Raw genomic sequence first — 18,284 nt, 5'->3', positions numbered from 1 at the left:
TGGTCTACGTGCCATAAAATACTCCATATATTGATGTTTATAACATCATTTGAGGAGCAGAGTATCACTTATAGGAGTTGTTCAAATTTCCGGATCCATCTCTGTTCCACCCGCTAACATATACATAAAGCCGATTTTACCTACATTTGGCAATTTGTGTCCCATCCAGGCTTCTGCCCATTCTAAGGCTGCCTGATCCATGCACATTGGATCTGGACCGGGGGTAGTCGGATTATCAGGCATACAGGTAAAACCATTATTGCCTTTGCGCAAAGTGCGCTTCTTGCCATCTTTGCCTATAACCACAATAGTAGCTGCTGCGCTGACTTTTTTCGGTGCTGCGCTCATGGCGCTGGCGATAGCCTTCTGGTCAGCTGCGGAGGTACTGTCCGGTTTGCCACCTGTGGTCTCCGCTGCAAGTATGGCCGGTGTGGATAGAACTATCCATCCACTGATCATTAATATTTTAGCGATGTTCATGGTCTTGTTCTCCTAATAGGAGGTTATGTTTGGACCCCTCACTCAAGTTATAAAACTTAATATTCGCCTTATAACAAAAATAGCTAAAATGGAGAAAAGCATCATTATTGTTTTATGGATTATTTTTAACCACATTTAGTTATTCCATCAATATGATGTACCCCAATGCACAGATTTCATAACAAATGAAATCACTAGGACACAATAATTTACCAATATAGAAACCATGCCATTCACGGTATCCTGAACATAAAACGATCTTATTCGGACTGCCCCCAATATTGTGGAAAAATATTGTCTATTCTCTTTTTGAATAGGGAAAGAACATGATAAGTGATCATCACTTCTAAAAAGATAAAGCTGGTTGAACTCGCTAAAGGTTTCATGTTTGAACATATTCAGTTAGCATCAGATATCAATCTGATCATCACTTCAGATGTAGTGACAGCTTAAATTTTTCATTAAAAATGCAGCTTCGGCTGCTTTAACCTGTGCTAAAAATTATAGAAGGCTTTAATTTTGCAGCTTCTAATCAGGCAACTGATAAAAATTCTCAAACAAGAGTTTTCTAATAAAAGTTTTTTAATATTTGATTTGGTTTTTTAAATATGGTCCTTTTCAGCATGTTTTGAGTTGCCCCATCTAAGCAAGCGGCCACAACTTGAAGGAATTGCCGACTCCCGCCCATATCTCAAGCACGAAATGCGGCTTCTATTACAGAAATGTCAATTTTTTTCATGGTCATCATGGCATCAAATGCACGTTTGGCAGCCTCACGGTCAGGACTGGTATAAGCTTTCGTTAGGGCGATTGGCGTAATCTGCCAAGAGATTCCCCCTTTATCTTTACACCAACCACATTCGCTTTCCTGACCGCCATTTCCGACAATCGCATTCCAGTAGCGATCCGTTTCATCCTGATCCTCGGTCGCCACCTAAAATGAGAACGCTTCGTTGTGTTTAAATGCTGATCCGCCATTCAGTCCGATGCAGGCAACGCCTAGCACGGTAAACTCCACAGTTAAAATATCCCCTGCTTTCCCTGATGGATAATTTCCAGCTGCACAATGTACTGCACCGATCGATGAATCTGGAAAGGTCTTGGCATAAAATCTTGCAGCACCTTCAGCGTCATTATCGTACCAAAGGCATATGCTATTCTTTGCAATATTCATCATTTCACCTCTTTATAGAGACTAAGATTGATGTGATTCGTCATCACTGTCCAATATTTCCAATACCCGTCTAAATATTCTATTCAACACTTTTTCTATATTTAAGCAAAAAATGGAATAGGCCTATTTCATAATTGTATTTTTATTAATCTAAACGTATTTTTTAGTGAGCAAAACTACTGGTTTTTCATAGGATTTAATGAATGATGATAAAAAATTATTAGATAGGTTTGTTGTATTCCTCTATCACTAAAATATTTTCATTTTGATAATTAACCATAATTCATGGGAGTCTGAGAGATGATCATTTTTAGGGGGGATTACCGATAATTAAATGATTACTACTTTCATTCAATGCTGATTTAGAGTTAAACATAATTTTCACAATATTTTTGGCGTCTAAATCCCTATTTTTATTCATGAAAACCGTATTAGACTTAAGTAGCAAAAGATAGAGGATATTCGTCATGAATTGATTAATGTGGGCTTTTTGATAGTTTTTTTTGATGCTGCAATGGTTAGAAAAATAGCTAGAGTTGCTGAATCTGAACGATGGTTGATGATTTAAAAATAAACGATTTATCAAAAGAAATAAAAAACGAGCCTCTGTACCTCTCCGGAGTTCCTTCATATTCACCTAAAGGATAAAGTAGCTTTATATTCATGGCTGAAGCACACGTTCATTCATACTCAAAGACACAATATAGCCCAGCAAAATGGTACATTCTCAGCTCACCCCCATCGAGATGATAAAGGTTAGACAGGATATTATTGACCTTGTGTAAAATATTGTGCCGAATGCCCTAAGCTTTTAGTAAAGTCCAAAACCGCGTTATGCAGGGTCAAGTACCCATTTAAGGAAAATACATTTTCCTCAGCAAACTCCTCTTTAAGTTTGATACAGTATGGCTTTCTACATCAACACCTTATTCCTAATCTTTGATTTATTGACTAAGAGAAGTTCAACTCTTCAGCAACGGTCATAAAGTAATGGAGGCACCATAATTTTATATAACCGACTCGCCGAGTAATAAAAATCTTACATCTAACACCTAAAAAATAGACCAACTTTAAATATAAGTATTTTAGTAGGAATTACTGCTTTAATTATAATTGTAAATACAAAAATTAAAATAAAATTACACATCCAAAATATGAGTAATTTAGTAGGAATTATTCCTGGAAAACAATGAGAAAACATATCAGTAAAAATAAATAATATTAAATTAAGTATTTGTAAATAAACAATAAAAAATTAAAAAAACAACATTCAAATTAAATAATATTAATTAAATTAAAAACAGCACACTTTAAATGATAGTAATTTAGTATGAATTACTAAAAAATACATTTATTAAATTAAAAAACAGATTATAATCACGAGCAATTTAATAGGAATTATTACCACAATAATAATCCATTAAATATATTAATTAAAATAAATAAAATATTTCCTAAAATACACCCGAAAATTTCATCATCGTTGAAAAGTTAAGTCTATTACTTTGTGCCAAGATTGGTCGCAGGAGCTTTTCATGAGTGGAAAAATTGATGTGCGCGAAATCGACGCTTTAGTCGATGCACAAAATGGACGTATTACTCCATCTATTTATACAGATCCAGATTTATACGAATTAGAACTTGAACGCGTGTTTGGTCGTACATGGTTATTCCTTTGCCATGAAAGCCAGATTCCTAAGGCGGGTGACTTTTTTAACACCTACATGGGTGAAGACCCTATTATTGTGGCACGTCAAAAAGACGGTTCAATCAAGGCATTCTTAAACCAATGTCGTCACCGTGCTATGCGCGTGAGCTTCGCAGACTGTGGTAATACCCGTGCGTTCACTTGCCCATACCACGGCTGGTCATACGGTATTGACGGTTCTTTAAAAGACATTCCGCTTGAAGAGCGTGCTTACCCACAAGGGGCTTGCAAAAAAGAATGGGGATTACTTGAAGTCACTCGTGTTAAATCCTACAAAGGCCTGGTATTTGGCTGCTGGGATGAAACAACACCTGACCTAGAAGAATACATGGGCGATATGGCTTGGTATTTAGATGGTGTTCTAGATCGTCGCCCTGGTGGTACAGTGATTGTTGGTGGTGTACACAAGTGGGAAATCGAGTGTAACTGGAAATTTGCTGCTGAACAGTTCGCATCTGACCAATACCACGCATTGTTCTCTCATGCATCTGCAGTACAGGTGCTTGGTGCAAAACCGGACGATGATGCGTCTAAACACCTTGGTGCAGCACAAACGGCCCGTCCAGTGTGGGAAACAGCGAAAGACGCGATCCAATTCGGTTCACGTGGCCATGGTTCAGGCTTCTTCTTCACCGAAAAACCAGATGCAAACGTTTGGGTAGATGGTGAAGTAGCAAACTATTTCCGTGAAACTTATGAAGAAGTAAAAGAACGTTTAGGTGAAACCCGTGCACTGCGTCTAGCAGGTCACAACACCATGTTCCCGACACTGTCTTGGTTGAACGGTACTGCAACACTTCGTGTATGGCACCCACGTGGTCCAAACAAAACTGAAGTTTGGGCATTCTGTATCTGTGATGCTGATGCACCACAAGACGTGAAAGATGCATTTGAACGTTCTGCAACCCGTGCTTTCGGTCCTGCTGGTTTCCTTGAGCAAGATGACTCTGAAAACTGGGTAGAAATTCAAAAAGTATTACGTGGTTATAAAGCTCGTCAAAACAAACTGATCGTTGAGATGGGTAAAGGCAGCGAAAAAGTACGTGAAGATGGTGTCCCTGGTATCACCAGCTATATTTTCTCTGAAACAGCAGCACGTGGTTTTTATCGTCGTTGGGCAGACCTGCTGATTCATAAAGAATGGGAAGATGTTGAGAAAGCAACTGAAGCATATGAGAAGGAGCTTGTGAAATGAGTCAAATCAGTGTGGAACTTCATTACGAAATCAGTCAGTTCCTTTATCGTGAAGCAAAATTGCTGGATGACTGGAAATTCCGCGAATGGCTGGATGTTATGGCAGACGACGTTTCTTACGTCCTGCGTACGACGCCAAACGCGCAAACCCGTGACCGTCGTCGTTCAGTTGAGCCACCAACAACTTGGGTGTTCAACGACAACAAACATCTGTTGGAACGCCGTGTAGCACGTCTGGAAACAGGTATGGCTTGGGCGGAAGAGCCTCCATCACGTACCACTCACATGGTGAGCAACGTGATTGTCGAGCCAACTGAAGTTGCAGGCGAATACGACGTGTACGTGACTTACCTGTTATACCGTTCTCAAAAAGAGAAAGATATTACGATTTACTGTGGTAAACGTCACGACAAGATCCGTAAAGTTGAAGGTGGTTTAGGCTGGCAAATTTTTGACCGCAAAATCACCCTAGACCAAGTGACTTATACCTCACATAACCTGAGTGTGTTCTTCTGATGAATAAGATTTTTGTTTGTCAAGTTACAGTCTAGATATCCGTAGTTTACGTCAGCTGTATGGTAGATGCTTTGATGAATAAAAATCTAGTCTGATCAAAACGGACTTATCGGCAGCCTGTTCTTAGGCTGCCTTCCTTTTAAGGAGTCTCTTATGGCTATTAAACTTATTTGTGCATCTCATAGCCCTTTAATGGAATTTGCTTCACCTCAGGAAAAACGCAAAGAACAGGTTGTTCGTGATGCCTTTGCCAAACTGGCAGTTGAAGTAAAAGCTTATGACCCTACCCTGATCATTACTTTTGGTCCTGACCATTTTAATGGTTTTTTCTATGACCTGATGCCAAGCTTCTGTGTCGGTGTTCGTGCCAAGGCTGCAGGTGACTGGGACTATGGTAAAGATAATGACCACCTGAATGTACCTCAAGACAAGGCACTGGCTTTGGTTCGCAATGTACTGGATGAAGGTGTGGATGTTGCATATTCTTATCGCATGCAAGCCGACCATGGGGTAACCCAGCCTTTACATTTCCTCTGTGAAGGTCAGCTTGACCGTTATCCAACAATTCCGGTTTTTATTAATGGCGCTGCAGCACCCATGCCCACCACCAAGCGTACCATCGCTTTAGGCCGTGCTGTAGGTCAGTTTATCAAATCTTTAAACCTTGAAAATGAACGTGTACTTGTACTGGGTACGGGTGGCCTTTCACACGATCCACCGACTCCGCAAATGGGTTCTGTGCCACCAGAAGTGGAAGAGTTCCTGATTGCGGGCCGTAACCCGACACCTGAAGCACGTAATGCCCGTCAGGCGAATGTGATTTCTGTCGGTCAGCGTCTGGCTGCAGGCGACAAGAGCATTTCTGTGCCTCTAAACCCTGAGTGGGATCTGGCATTACTTGAAAAATTCAAAAATGCAGATTTCGCTGCACTGGAAGCCATGACTGAAGCTGAAATCCGCCGTGACGGTGGCCGTGGTGGTCAGGAAGTTCGTGCCTGGATGGCTGCATTTGCTGCCTTGAGCGAACTGGGCGAATACGACATGACGACACATTGCTATGAAGAAATCAGTGAGTGGATTGCGGGCTTCGGCATCGTATCTGCTGAGTTAAAAGCTTAATGACATGAGCAACATCGAAACCATCCGTGGCAATAGCGTAAATAAAATCAACGCTGAAGCGCATACGGTTGAATTTCAAAATGGTGACGGTGTTGCTTATCACAAGCTGTTGCTTGTAACGGCTGGTATAGGATGTCACTTGGTAAGCTAAGGATACGTTGAGTAAACATATTTATACTCTGCTTAATCTGGAAGAATCACCGGCACTGGTTCCCATAGTGCAGCCAGGCCGCCCAGACTTTTCAATTTGCCGAAAAAGTTGCCTGAAGGCGAAGGTATTGATTGGAATGTTGGGATTATAGATGCTACAAAAATTCTAATCTAAAGGTCTAAAACAGAAGAAAAACTATAGTGACCAGAAAAAAACGCATTTTCAAACAGCTAAAATTTTTAACAACTGTGCAACTCCCTTAAGAGATGTATTTGAAGTGGCCGTAAAGAATAATATTATTTCTAGAAATCCAATGAATAAAATCAAAAACCGTAAGGTTCAAGTTGAAATACCGGACCCCTTTACAAGAAAAGAAATGGAAACTCTTCTTTCATGGCTAGGATCAGAATAATTTTAGCCAATAAAGATATTTGGCAGAAAATCAATTCCAGTTATTGATATAGACAAATCATGTTGCTTAAAAATATTTTTTAACTGCTGTGTGAGTTAAGTTTAAACAGTTTTTATTGTATAAAAATCAGCCCTGAATGGGCAGGGCTGATTTTTAACTGGTTGATGGAGCATTTATTATGAAGATAAATCTACACACAGATATTTCATTTCGAGATATTCATCAATACCGAATTTAGAACCTTCACGTCCTAAACCAGATTGCTTCACACCACCAAATGGCGCAACTTCATTAGAAATGGCACCGGTATTAATTCCGACCATGCCATATTCCAATGCTTCACCGACACGCCATTGACGCGCTGTACTCTGTGTGAATACATAAGTAGCCAAGCCAAACTCGGTATCATTTGCCATCGCCACCGCTTCTTCTTCCGTGTGGAAGCGGAATAATGGAGCCAATGGACCAAAAGTTTCTTCTTTAGCCACTTTCATGTCCTGGGTTACTTCAGTCAGCACGGTAGGCTCAAAGAAAGTGCCGCCTAGACTTGAACGCTGGCCACCAATTTTAATCTGTGCACCTTTGCTCGCTGCATCTGTAATATGCGACTGCACCTTGGTAATTGCATCTTCATCAATTAACGGGCCTTGAGTGGAACCGTCTTGACGGCCATCACCCACTTTTAAATTGGCTACAGCGGCAGTCAATTTCTCAGCCAGCGCATCATAAATGCCATCTTGCACATAAATACGGTTGGCACAGACACAGGTTTGACCGCTATTACGGAACTTGCTGACCATAATGCCCTGAACCGCCTGCTCCAGATTGGCATCATCAAAAACCAGTACTGGCGCATTGCCACCCAGCTCAAGTGACAGTTTTTTGATGGTTGGCGCACATTGCTGCATCAAAATGCGGCCGACTTGAGTCGAACCGGTAAAGCTCAGCTTTTTCACTGTGTCGCTTTCGCACAAGGTTTTGCCCACTTCAATGGCATCGCCACTAATGTGCAGCAATACATCTTGTGGTAAACCTGCCTGTAAAGCTAGCACTTCCAGAGCATAGGCTGTTAATGGCGTTTGCTCAGCCGGTTTAACCAGCATAGAACAGCCGGCAGCAATTGCAGGCGCAGCCTTACGGGTAATCATGGCTGCAGGGAAATTCCACGGCGTAATTGCAGCGGTGACCCCAATTGCCTGTTTGATGACCAACAAGCGCTGATTCGGCAACGTTGGTGTCAGCACTTCACCGTCAATACGGCGCGCCTGTTCAGCAAACCAGCGGATAAAGGAGGCGGCATAAGCAATCTCACCGCGCGCTTCAGCTAAAGGTTTACCTTGTTCAGCAGTCAAAATCTGAGCCAATGACTCTTTATTTTCCTGCATCAAATCAAACCAGGCCCACAGCACATCAGCGCGTTGTAATGCTGTTTGTGCTTTCCATGCCTTCTGTGCCGTCTGTGAACGAGCAATTGCTTGTTCTACCGATGCACGGTCATGGGATTTCACCCATGCCAGCGTGTCATGTGTTGCCGCATCTTTTACTTCGATGTAATCGCCACTTAAGGGCTGATCCAAGCAAACATCCGGATGCTGTAATAAATATTTCAAATGATCTGGAAGCATTTCAATCCCTCATTCATTCTTATGCAGTTAAAGTTGCAAATCCCTGTTCTAAAATAGCCAGGCCTTCACGGAATTGCGCTGTTGGAATGGTTAAAGGATATAGGAAACGAATCACATTACCAGAACGACCGCAGGTTAAAATCAGCAGGCCATTTGCCATTGCATAGTTTTGCACCGCTTTGGCCTGTTCAGCCGTTTCCAATTCTACTGCAACCATTGAACCCAGCGCGCGAATATCAGTGACTACATTGCTGCTGGCTTTAATGTTATTTAATACCGAAACCAGTTCCGCACCCAAGACATTGGCACGATCACACAGACCTTCACCTTCAATCACATCAATAACTGCATGTGCTGCAGCAACGGCGATCGGACTACCCGCATAAGTACCGCCTAAGCCGCCAGGATTCGGTGCATCCATAACTTCAGTACGACCAACCACGCCAGAGATCGGGAAACCACCGCCCAGGCTTTTTGCCATCGTGATCAGGTCTGCTTTGGTTTCGTAGTGATTCATGGCAAACAGTTTACCGGTACGGGCAAAGCCTGTTTGTACTTCATCTGCAATCATCAAAATACCATGCTGATCACACAATGCACGTAAACGCTTTAAAAATTCTGCCGGTACAACATTAAAACCGCCTTCACCTTGCACAGGCTCAAGTACGATTGCCGCCACATCATGTGCAGCCACATCTTCAGCAAAAATGTCTTCAATGCTTTGGATGGCATCGTCCACAGTAATGCCTTTTGACTCTACCGGATAACGTGCATGGAAAACACCCGCCGGCATTACCCCAAAGTCACGTTTGTAAGGGGCAGTTTTACCCGTCATGGCCATGGTCATGAATGAACGACCATGGAAACCGTTACCAAAAGTTACAATGCCGTGACGGCCAGTATAGGCACGGGCAATTTTAACTGCATTTTCTACTGCTTCAGCACCAGTAGAAAAGAATGAGGTTTTTGCAGGGCCGTCAATTGGTGCACGCTCATTAATACGCTCAGCAAGAGAGACATAACTTTCGTAAGGTACAACCTGATAGGCTGTATGGGTAAATTTTGTTAATTGTTCAGTAACAGCAGCAATAATTTTAGGATGACGATGACCGGTATTCAGTACCGCAATACCACCTGCGAAATCGATATATTGATTGCCTTCAGCATCCCAAATTGTCGAGTTCTCTGCTTTCTCCGCGTACCATTGACACATGACACCAACACCACGAGGCGTCGCTTGCTGTTTACGTGCATTCAGTGCAGAGTGTTTACTGTCCATTTTGTATCCTCATTCTTGATTCATACAGTGTAAAATTTTGGCATCCATATCATGTGATTGATGATATGCAAATGACTGGTTGATCTTCCTCATTTTGCGCTTTTATCGGCCTGACACGAGAGCCACTTTGAATCAGATAGACAGAGCCAATTCACCCTGTCCCGAAGATTTAAAAAATCAAAAAACAGAATAATTAAATACAAATCATAAACTTGAAATTACATCATAAAAAAATGGCACCTTTTTATAAGGTGCCATTTTGATAACTGAGAGCAAAAATTTAGAAATTGTACATAAACAGTAAATTCAGCAGTCGGCTATGGCCTGCTGCATCTCCTTGCGCCAAAGAACCGGCATCACCGCCAATGAATACATCATTTTTACCGATGATATATTCGGCTGCCAGCGAAAACTGCTTAACATCCAGCTGAGCACCCAAAATATTGCGTGTAGATGTGGCGAAACCGGACTTGTCTTTATCAAAGACGGTATAGCTGACATAAGGCGTCAGATCGTAATCCTTATAAAAATCAGTCATTTGATAATCCAGATTCGCCACATAATAATTGGCTTTATTGGCCACATGATACTTCGATTCAAAAGAACCTACCGTCGCATAATTTGGATTATCTACAGCCTGGGTATCTGCGCGATTCTGTCCGGCAGTCAGGGTCAGGTTTGCATTCTGGTAGTTTAAGCGACCAAACACATTCCATGCATTGCGATGCCCAGTTTGACCATTGCGGTTATTTTCCAAATCTGAATACCAATACGAGCCGCCAACATTCAGTTTAACCGGGCTGTCCTGTAGTGGAATCTGCTGATTGATACGTGCAACCCACATGTTTTTTTCTTCAATGTCATCGGTGCTGGCATCTTCCGGCTTGACATAATTGGCCGCATAACGCGCAGCATCGTCACCAGTGCCGGCAAAACTTCCCCCATCACGCACAAAATAAGCCACATTGACTTTGGTATTTGTACCTAGCTGCTGCTGCCAGTTAATACCCAGATTATGCACATCTTCCAGTCCGGCATTGTCCATTGAACTGCCGTACCAGCTGCTGCTCCAGAAGCGGCCAATACCAAAAGGCATATCTTGCAGACCCAAGGTGATGCGGCTGTCATCATTCAGCTTATAGCCCAAGTTGGCATTCACCAAAGTTGAAAAATCACATAGGGTATCATTTTGATAGCAACGGTATTCCACATCGCCGAACAATGACTTGGCATCATATTTCAGGCTGAGTTTCGCCGCATTAAACTTTACTTTATGGTCACTGTCCGAATAATCCTTATCCTGATAATTCGCTCGTAGCCACCCCGATACGGTCAGTTTGCCTAAATCGGTATCGGCATCTCCCCAAGAAAGCGAATCTGCCTGCACGGTGGCAGACATCGTAACGGCACTGGCGACAAGCGCACAGAACGAAAATGGTTTTACTAAAAAACGTTGCGACATTATAGAAGCCCCAAAAAAGAAATAATAATTTTCAAAACCAGGTCGCTGGCAAAAGCAAAGTTTCTGACCAAATGGAATCAGCAAAGGCGTTAAATATCCAAACTTATGCCGGGTCAAATATTGCATCCTGCAAGAGACCCTACCCTTAACCTGGATAGATGCCGCGCTCTTGGCGAGCCATCAGAATTCGTTCACATGCCAAAATATAAGCTGCGGTACGTAAAGAACATCCGGCCTGCATGGCTTTGAGCCAAACGTCATGCACAGCATTTTTCATGATCACATCCATGCGCTGATTGATTTCTTCTTCTGTCCAGAAATAGCTGGCAAGGTCTTGTACCCATTCGAAATAGCTGACAGTCACGCCACCAGCATTGCAGATCACGTCCGGTACAACAGTGATTTGACGCTGACTCAGGATTTCATCCGCTTCAGTGAGGGTCGGACCATTGGCCCCTTCCAAAATGATCTTGGCTTGAATAGTTTGGGCAACATGCACATCAATCACCCCTTCCAGCGCCGCAGGAATAAACACTTCTGCGGGAATTTGCCAGAATTTTGCCATCGCGATTTCGTCGCTTGCAGCAAACCCCTGAATCTTGTGATAGGTGTTTGAATATTCCATTAACTTGGGAATATCAATCCCTTGTTCCTGATATAGGGTTGCGGAGTGATCCTGTACGCAAATCACTTTGCTGCCATTTTCATGAAACAGCAAGGCGGCTTCGCTGCCGACATTACCAAACCCCTGCACACACACCCGGGCATCCTTTAAATCCAGGTCAATTTGCTGCGCCACTTCACGCCCGCTAATATACACGCCACGTCCTGTGGCTTTACTGCGGCCTAAAGAACCGCCAAGATGCACGGGTTTCCCGGTCACCACACCGGTAATGGTAGAACCGGCATTCATGGAAAAGGTGTCCATCATCCAGGCCATAATTTGCGGATTGGTCCCCACATCCGGTGCCGGAATATCCTTTTGCGGCCCAATAACCAAATTGATTTCTGCGGTATAACGCCGTGTCAATCGTTCTAGTTCACGCTTGGATAACTGGCTTGGATCAACCCGTACACCGCCTTTGGCCCCCCCAAAAGGTAAATTCAGTGCCGCACACTTAATCGTCATCCATGCCGACAGTGCCATCACCTCATCTAAATTGACATCAGGATGGAAGCGCACACCGCCCTTGCCCGGACCGCGGGTCAAATTATGCTGAACTCGATAACCTTCAAAATGCTGAACGCTGCCATCATCCATAATCACCAGAATATCCACAATCAGGCTTCGCTTCGGACGTCGCAACATATCCAGTCTTTCGCTGAGTTCACCCAGATAAGGAGCCACTTTATCCAGCTGTTTCAGATAATTGTTCCAGGCCGTCGTACCGTGCTCGGTATAGGTGAGCCCCTTCATCATTGTGTTCATTGCATGATCCTGTTTTTTGTATGCAGACGCATTTCCTTGCGACCGCAAAAAGTATAAATTTATCTCTGCTTGTCGGCATTTATTGATTCAGCTCTGTAGCCAGCGTGATCTGAGCTAAAACATTCAGCTTGGATTTTTCGCTTTGGCTTTAACCAAGATATGTGTATATTGCCTGCCGTTTACAGGCCCGTATTTACATGCACTGTGCAACAACGGGATACTTTACAATTACTGCCTGACCAGATTATTTTGCACATACCGATATCGCTCTCACGAGAGCCACTTTGAATTTGTAGGAGAGAGCCAATTGCGTAGCTTGCTTGGAGACTATTTGCTGCAGCGATTACAGCAAGATATCGATGGAACATTGCAGCTACGATTATTTCGCTGCTTACGTAATGCCATAATTGACGGCGTATTGGCACCCAAGACTCGTCTGCCGGCATCCCGCGATCTGGCCAAAGAGATCAAGGTTTCCCGTAATACGGTATTAAGTGCGTATGAACAATTACAGGCACAAGGGTATGTCGATGCCCGCACAGGACAAGGCACCTGGGTCACAGATAAACTGCCCGAATCCTTTTTAATCAAGGCGGAAAATAGCAACGCCCCTATTCAAGAAAAAAAATCTCAGCAAAGTTACAGCTTGTCTCAGCGTGGTTCTTACTTAATCGGCTATTCAGCAGCCTCGCCTTATCAATGGGGTGCTTTTGTTCCCGGTGCACCGGATGTGACAGAGTTTCCGCATCACATTTTTAGCAAAATTCAGACCCGTTTGAGCCGTGAACCGGAAATTACCCGCTTGATTTACAGCAATGCTGGCGGCTGTCTGGAACTGCGCCAAGAACTTGCGGAATATCTGAAAATTGCACGTTCGGTGCAATGCGATGCCGATCAAATCATTATTACCGAAGGCACGCATCAGGCGATTGATTTAGTCTCGCGTACCTTGAGCGACATTGGCGATGAAGTCTGGATCGAAGATCCAGCCTACTGGGGCGCCCGCAACATTTTGCGCATTAACGGGGTCAATCTGCGTTCACTGCCGGTCGATCAGGAAGGCATTATTCCTGATCTTGATCCGAAAGTACCCCCCAAGCTGATCTTTGTTACACCCTCCCACCAGTATCCGCTAGGTTCACATCTAAGCCTGGAACGACGCAAACAGCTGATTGCAATTGCCCGGCAGCATAAAAGCTGGATTGTGGAAGATGATTATGACAGTGAATTCAGGTTTTCAGGCCAGCCCTATCCATCTTTACAAGGATTGGAACCTGATTCCCCGGTCATTTATATGGGCACATTCAGCAAAACCATTTATCCTGCACTGCGTATCGGCTATCTGGTGGTTCCGAAGAAACTGTTTTCCCCGCTGCGCATTGTGGCCGCAGAACTCTATCGCGGTGGACATTTAATTGATCAGAAGGCACTGGCAGAATTTATCCGTGAAGGCCATTATGAGGCGCATATCCGACGCATGCGCTTACTCTACAGTAAACGCCATGCATTTCTGATTGATTTAATTCACCGTCATTTAGGTGAAGATTTTCTGCACGAATACAACACGGCAGCAGGCCTACACCTGATTTTAAAACTGCCAAGCAGCAGTGATGATGTCCTGATTGCATCGAATGCACTTGATCAAGGTATTAAGGTCAGAGCCCTATCGCAATACTATACCAAGCACTATTCTACCCGGCAGAAAGGATTACTGCTCGGTTTCGCCTGCGTGAGGGAACAAGAAATATTGGTGGCTTTCGGCGTACTGTTGAAATGCTTGCGCGACAATGGAATTCATACTTTAAACTAGTAAAATTCCGACTCTAATTAAAATTTTATTTTTAAAATCAATATATTATAGGCCAGTTTTTAAACAAGGAGTAAAACCTTTTATGGCCACTTCATTTTATTTAGTCTTTATTTTTCTGTAAACATTTCTTTCTGTAATTTTCACCTTTTTAAAGCAATTGGCTCCCTTCAATAGCTAAAAAATGGCTCTCGTCACCTGACAACAAAAAAGAGAAATTAGCAGCATACATAAACAGCATGTAACAGTTTTGTAATCAAAGTGTGATTTTTCATGTGTTTATAGAAACATCAGCTTTATTAAGTTTAACTTAAAATTAATGAAGTGATTGCGAATTCGGTTACAGTTTCAAAGGATAGATAGTGTACACAAGGTAGAGAGCTCTATTGCTGTTACACTATGGATATTAAGGGAAATTATATGGCAGAACATCAACATGTCTCCACGCCCGATTCATCACACGGCTTAAAAAGTGGACTTAAGTCACGTCATCTTACAATGATCTCGATTGCCGGGGTAATTGGTGGCTCACTGTTCATTGGCTCTGGTAATGTAATCTACTCGGCAGGTCCCGCTGCAATTTTGGCCTATGCTTTTGGTGGGTTGCTCATTCTATTAATCATGCGCATGCTGGGTGAGATGGCCGTTCTCAACCCGGATAGCGGTTCATTCTCAACCTATGCTGATCGTGCAATTGGCCGCTGGGCAGGTTTTACCATTGGCTGGCTGTATTGGTGTTCTTGGGCCTTACTGATGGGCTGGGAAGCGTATGTCGCAGGTAAAATTCTCAACAGCTGGTTTCCGTTTATCCCCATCTGGGGCTATATGCTCCTAGTGATTGTGTCATTGGTTGTAGTTAACTTACAAAATGTCAAAAACTATGGTGAATTTGAGTTTTGGTTTGCACTGATCAAAGTGATTGCAATTGTTATTTTCTTAGTCATTGGTAGCTTGGCCGTCATGCACTTATGGCCATGGAGCCAAGCAGGTGCGACAGGTATTACCCATTTAACCGCTGAAGGTTTCATGCCCAATGGTTTCTCTGCGGTAATCACGGCATTACTCGGAGTTATGTTTGCCTACATTGGCGCTGAAATTGTGACGGTGGCTGCCGCAGAATCACAAAACCCTGCACGTGAAATCCGTAAAGCATCGAACTCAGTGGTATGGCGTATCATGTTGTTCTATGTTGGTTCAATGCTTATTACCGTCTGCCTCATTCCACATAACAATCCACTACTCAAAGACCCAACTTGGGGAACCTATAGTGTGACCTTAACTGCACTTGGTATTCCAGAAGCAAAACACATTGTCAATTTTGTGGTTCTGACTTCAGTGTGTAGCTGTTTTAACTCTGCACTCTATACCTGTTCACGCATGCTGTTTTCATTGTCAAAACGTTGCGATGCACCGAAAAGTTTTGGTTTAATCAACCGTAATGGTAGTCCTTGGATGGGTGTTCTGGTGTCATCATCATTCGCTTTATTGGCAACCTACCTGACGGCCACTGAAAGTATGAATGTCTACGACATCTTTATGTTAGCGACAGGTACAGCGGCACTCCATGTCTATCTCACCATTGCTTTTTCTCAATTACGTATGCGTAAGAAATTAGAAGCGGAAGGACAAGTGATTGACTTTAAAATGTGGTTATTCCCCTGGCTGACTTATCTGGCAATTTTCTTTATTATTTGTGCCCTGATTACCATGCTGGTTGAAGGAACATATTTCAAAGAAGTGACTTATACCAGCTTGCTTGCACTCTTTATTGTGGGATTAGGCATCTGTGCACAAAAATTCAATTGGGGTAAAGATTCACAAAAAAAAATTTCGCAAAATAGAATAAACCTGAGCGACAATATTTAACGCTCAAGCTGATAAAATAAATCTTGGGGACAGAATCAGACCCAGCTGGTAGGTGAATCGTTAATCTAAACTTTCACCTACCAATAACAATAAAAGATCTTTTATCATTCAAAAACTGCTGTTCTTTTTATCGGATATAAATAGTAACAACGTTCTCAATAGTCGGACATCATCTGCCTAAAATGCCTTAAATAATCTCCCATTTTATAGATCTTTTTTTTCTTGGATAACATGGCGAACAAAATCAAGCCACAAGCAGCAAAAATCAGCTGATGAATATAAGCATGCTGTTGTTCATCCAACTTCTTAAACACGTCATCAAGCTAAATACTCCATCAAGTTCCGGATAATCCTTATCTTTAGATTTTAGATTTTCTAATACGGTATCTGATAAAGGGCGCTTTTTAATATCTGAACGCTTCCTTGTGTATCACAGTGGTTTCAATTAATTATCAATAATACACGATATGATACAAACTCATATACTCGGTTAAGCTCAGTTATATACAGGCATAAAAAAGGCTTGATCCGTTAAGAATCAAGCCTTTTCGTTGTAAGACTTGGCATATTTTGCCATGTCTTGTTAGGTATTTGGGGTGGCGTCAATTGAACAAATTTGCTAAATAACTGTTTTATATAATTTAATATTTATACAAAAATCACAGTGTACACCACAGTGTACAAATTATATGTTGCTAGGCCATTTCTCTGAGTTTAGTTGTCATGCTGGGTGGCGAACTCAGGAGTTAAAAACACTCCCCCTCGCACGCCCGCGCGTTTTATTGATTATTGTCTGACGGTATAGCGGTTTGCTGTGTTTTTCGCTGCTCCTCTTTTTTGTGGCTCAGGTGTGGTCATCTTGACCAATGGGGGGGTAGTCCTATGTTCAGGCTATTTGTAGCAGTAAACCGCCCGAATAATCACGCTGTAGTTCTATTGGGATTTTAAGCCTTAAAACCACATTTCCGCCCATCCCTCGCGTGCGCGCGCGTAGTTGTTACGAAACTCATTATTTCAATGCCGTGAATGCTGTACCTGATCCGCTTGATATTGGCATTTAGAATGTTGAATTGAGCATTCACCGAATACCCATCCGATTTAAATAGACAATAAACATTTGCAGCCGTTCTTGTTCTCTTTCTTCTAGTTCCCTTACAAGTGCTGAGAATGTGCGCCAGTGCATGTTTTTAGGCTTTTGATGCACTGACCACTCTCTAAGGTCTTGTGACCATTGCAAGCGATTCCGTAGCCGTCTGACACGTAGTAGCGGTATATCAGACTTGTTCCATTGTTGTGATATGTAGTTGAGTTGGTGGCATTGTCTGCAAGCGTATGCACCGCGCTTTAAATACAGTTTGGTGCATCGTTTACCGCATGAGCATAAAAGCCAAAATCTTACACCGCCATAGTTGCAAGGTGTATGGGTTAGGTCTAAGTCAAAATTACCGTAGTTGCTGCTTATGCTGATAATGAATTGTTTATTGTTGCGTAGATAATCATGACTGCATAACTTTGCTGGGTTGAGTTGTTTGACGCTTACAAAACTGTAATTTTCTACGCTACCTTTCGACATAAGACACCATGTATTTGCTTAATGATTTAGGCTTTTAAATTAGAATATTGATTGTATCTGCTTTAACTTAATTTTAACTTTTTAACTCAAACAGGATTTTTTTTGCTGGTGCTGTTTTGAGTGGTATCCGCTTTGGGTTAGTCCATAAGTTATGAACTCCCCCCACTGGTTAGCCGTCATCACTCGATTGATTGAACCTTATAAAACCGCATTTCTTGTTAGACGTAGTTTGACGAACTGAATATGTACCTAAAACGCCGTATGCCTTGTATAACTTGGCTTTGAGTGATTTTTTATAGGTGTTTTTATCAATACATTGTCAAACAAAATACAAAAGGCTTGTCATGCAAGATTTTGCGACACGTAGCGACACAGAATTGATTAATTTAACCTGAGTTCGATATAAAAAAAGAGTAGAAAAAAAGCCCTGTTTTTGTAACATATTGGTTCTCAAGACAAAATGTTATAAAACAAGGCTTCTCAATGGAT

11 protein-coding genes and 2 pseudogenes are annotated in these 18,284 nt (G+C 42.5%); 6 read left to right on the top strand and 7 right to left on the bottom strand.

Annotated features, from left to right (window positions below; translation table 11 throughout):
* Positions 1-81 precede the first annotated feature (81 nt).
* Positions 82-480 carry a hypothetical protein gene (locus tag ACE01T_RS14755; protein ID WP_395519555.1) on the bottom strand — a complete coding sequence of 133 codons (399 nt, stop codon included), beginning with the start codon at positions 478-480 and terminating at the stop codon, positions 82-84.
* A 691-nt stretch (positions 481-1,171) separates the two neighbouring features.
* Positions 1,172-1,654: pseudogene (locus ACE01T_RS14750) on the bottom strand (VOC family protein).
* A 1,535-nt stretch (positions 1,655-3,189) separates the two neighbouring features.
* On the opposite strand from ACE01T_RS14750, the gene hcaE reads away from it, so the two are divergent.
* The 4 genes from hcaE to ACE01T_RS14730 all read left to right on the top strand — a co-directional run bounded on the left by hcaE (position 3,190) and on the right by ACE01T_RS14730 (position 6,342).
* Positions 3,190-4,557, top strand: coding sequence for a 3-phenylpropionate/cinnamic acid dioxygenase subunit alpha (gene hcaE / locus ACE01T_RS14745; RefSeq protein ID WP_395519553.1), 1,368 nt, complete (start codon positions 3,190-3,192; stop codon positions 4,555-4,557).
* Positions 4,554-5,072, top strand: coding sequence for a 3-phenylpropionate/cinnamic acid dioxygenase subunit beta (gene hcaF, locus ACE01T_RS14740; protein WP_180042443.1), 519 nt, complete (start codon positions 4,554-4,556; stop codon positions 5,070-5,072). Before hcaE ends, hcaF begins: the two co-directional genes overlap by 4 nt.
* A gap of 153 nt (positions 5,073-5,225) precedes the next feature.
* On the top strand, positions 5,226-6,191 hold the full coding sequence (locus ACE01T_RS14735; RefSeq protein ID WP_180042444.1) for a 3-carboxyethylcatechol 2,3-dioxygenase: 966 nt from the start codon (positions 5,226-5,228) through the stop codon (positions 6,189-6,191).
* A 4-nt stretch (positions 6,192-6,195) separates the two neighbouring features.
* A complete protein-coding gene (locus ACE01T_RS14730; RefSeq protein WP_180042445.1) occupies positions 6,196-6,342 on the top strand; it encodes a hypothetical protein in 147 nt (48 codons plus the stop codon).
* A gap of 588 nt (positions 6,343-6,930) precedes the next feature.
* On the opposite strand, the gene ACE01T_RS14725 is transcribed toward ACE01T_RS14730, so the two are convergent.
* From ACE01T_RS14725 to ACE01T_RS14710, 4 genes are all read right to left on the bottom strand, one after another.
* Positions 6,931-8,379 carry an NAD-dependent succinate-semialdehyde dehydrogenase gene (locus ACE01T_RS14725; RefSeq protein WP_180042446.1) on the bottom strand — a complete coding sequence of 483 codons (1,449 nt, stop codon included), beginning with the start codon at positions 8,377-8,379 and terminating at the stop codon, positions 6,931-6,933.
* Between the two features lie 19 nt (positions 8,380-8,398).
* The gene (gabT, locus tag ACE01T_RS14720; RefSeq protein WP_166167689.1) at positions 8,399-9,658 is read right to left on the bottom strand and encodes a 4-aminobutyrate--2-oxoglutarate transaminase; all 1,260 of its coding nucleotides are present in this window, start codon (positions 9,656-9,658) and stop codon (positions 8,399-8,401) included.
* 280 nt (positions 9,659-9,938) lie between these two features.
* Entirely contained in the window at positions 9,939-11,120 is a 1,182-nt protein-coding gene (locus tag ACE01T_RS14715; protein ID WP_180081222.1) for a TonB-dependent receptor, read from the bottom strand.
* 145 nt (positions 11,121-11,265) lie between these two features.
* On the bottom strand, positions 11,266-12,537 hold the full coding sequence (locus ACE01T_RS14710; RefSeq protein WP_395519556.1) for a Glu/Leu/Phe/Val family dehydrogenase: 1,272 nt from the start codon (positions 12,535-12,537) through the stop codon (positions 11,266-11,268).
* 319 nt (positions 12,538-12,856) lie between these two features.
* Between ACE01T_RS14710 and pdxR the strand changes: the two genes are divergently transcribed.
* Both pdxR and ACE01T_RS14700 read left to right on the top strand, forming a co-directional pair.
* Positions 12,857-14,359, top strand: coding sequence for a MocR-like pyridoxine biosynthesis transcription factor PdxR (pdxR, locus tag ACE01T_RS14705; protein ID WP_166167694.1), 1,503 nt, complete (start codon positions 12,857-12,859; stop codon positions 14,357-14,359).
* 417 nt (positions 14,360-14,776) lie between these two features.
* The gene (locus ACE01T_RS14700; RefSeq protein WP_395519551.1) at positions 14,777-16,222 is read left to right on the top strand and encodes an amino acid permease; all 1,446 of its coding nucleotides are present in this window, start codon (positions 14,777-14,779) and stop codon (positions 16,220-16,222) included.
* Positions 16,223-16,553: 331 nt separating this feature from the next.
* Here ACE01T_RS14700 and ACE01T_RS14695 read toward each other — a convergent pair.
* Positions 16,554-16,631: pseudogene (locus ACE01T_RS14695) on the bottom strand (Arm DNA-binding domain-containing protein); the annotation flags it as partial.
* Positions 16,632-18,284 lie beyond the last annotated feature (1,653 nt).

Origin of the sequence: Acinetobacter uliginosus (genome assembly GCF_044130295.1) — a bacterium.
Lineage (GTDB): Bacteria > Pseudomonadota > Gammaproteobacteria > Pseudomonadales > Moraxellaceae > Acinetobacter.
This window is presented reverse-complemented; position numbering and strand designations above follow the sequence as displayed.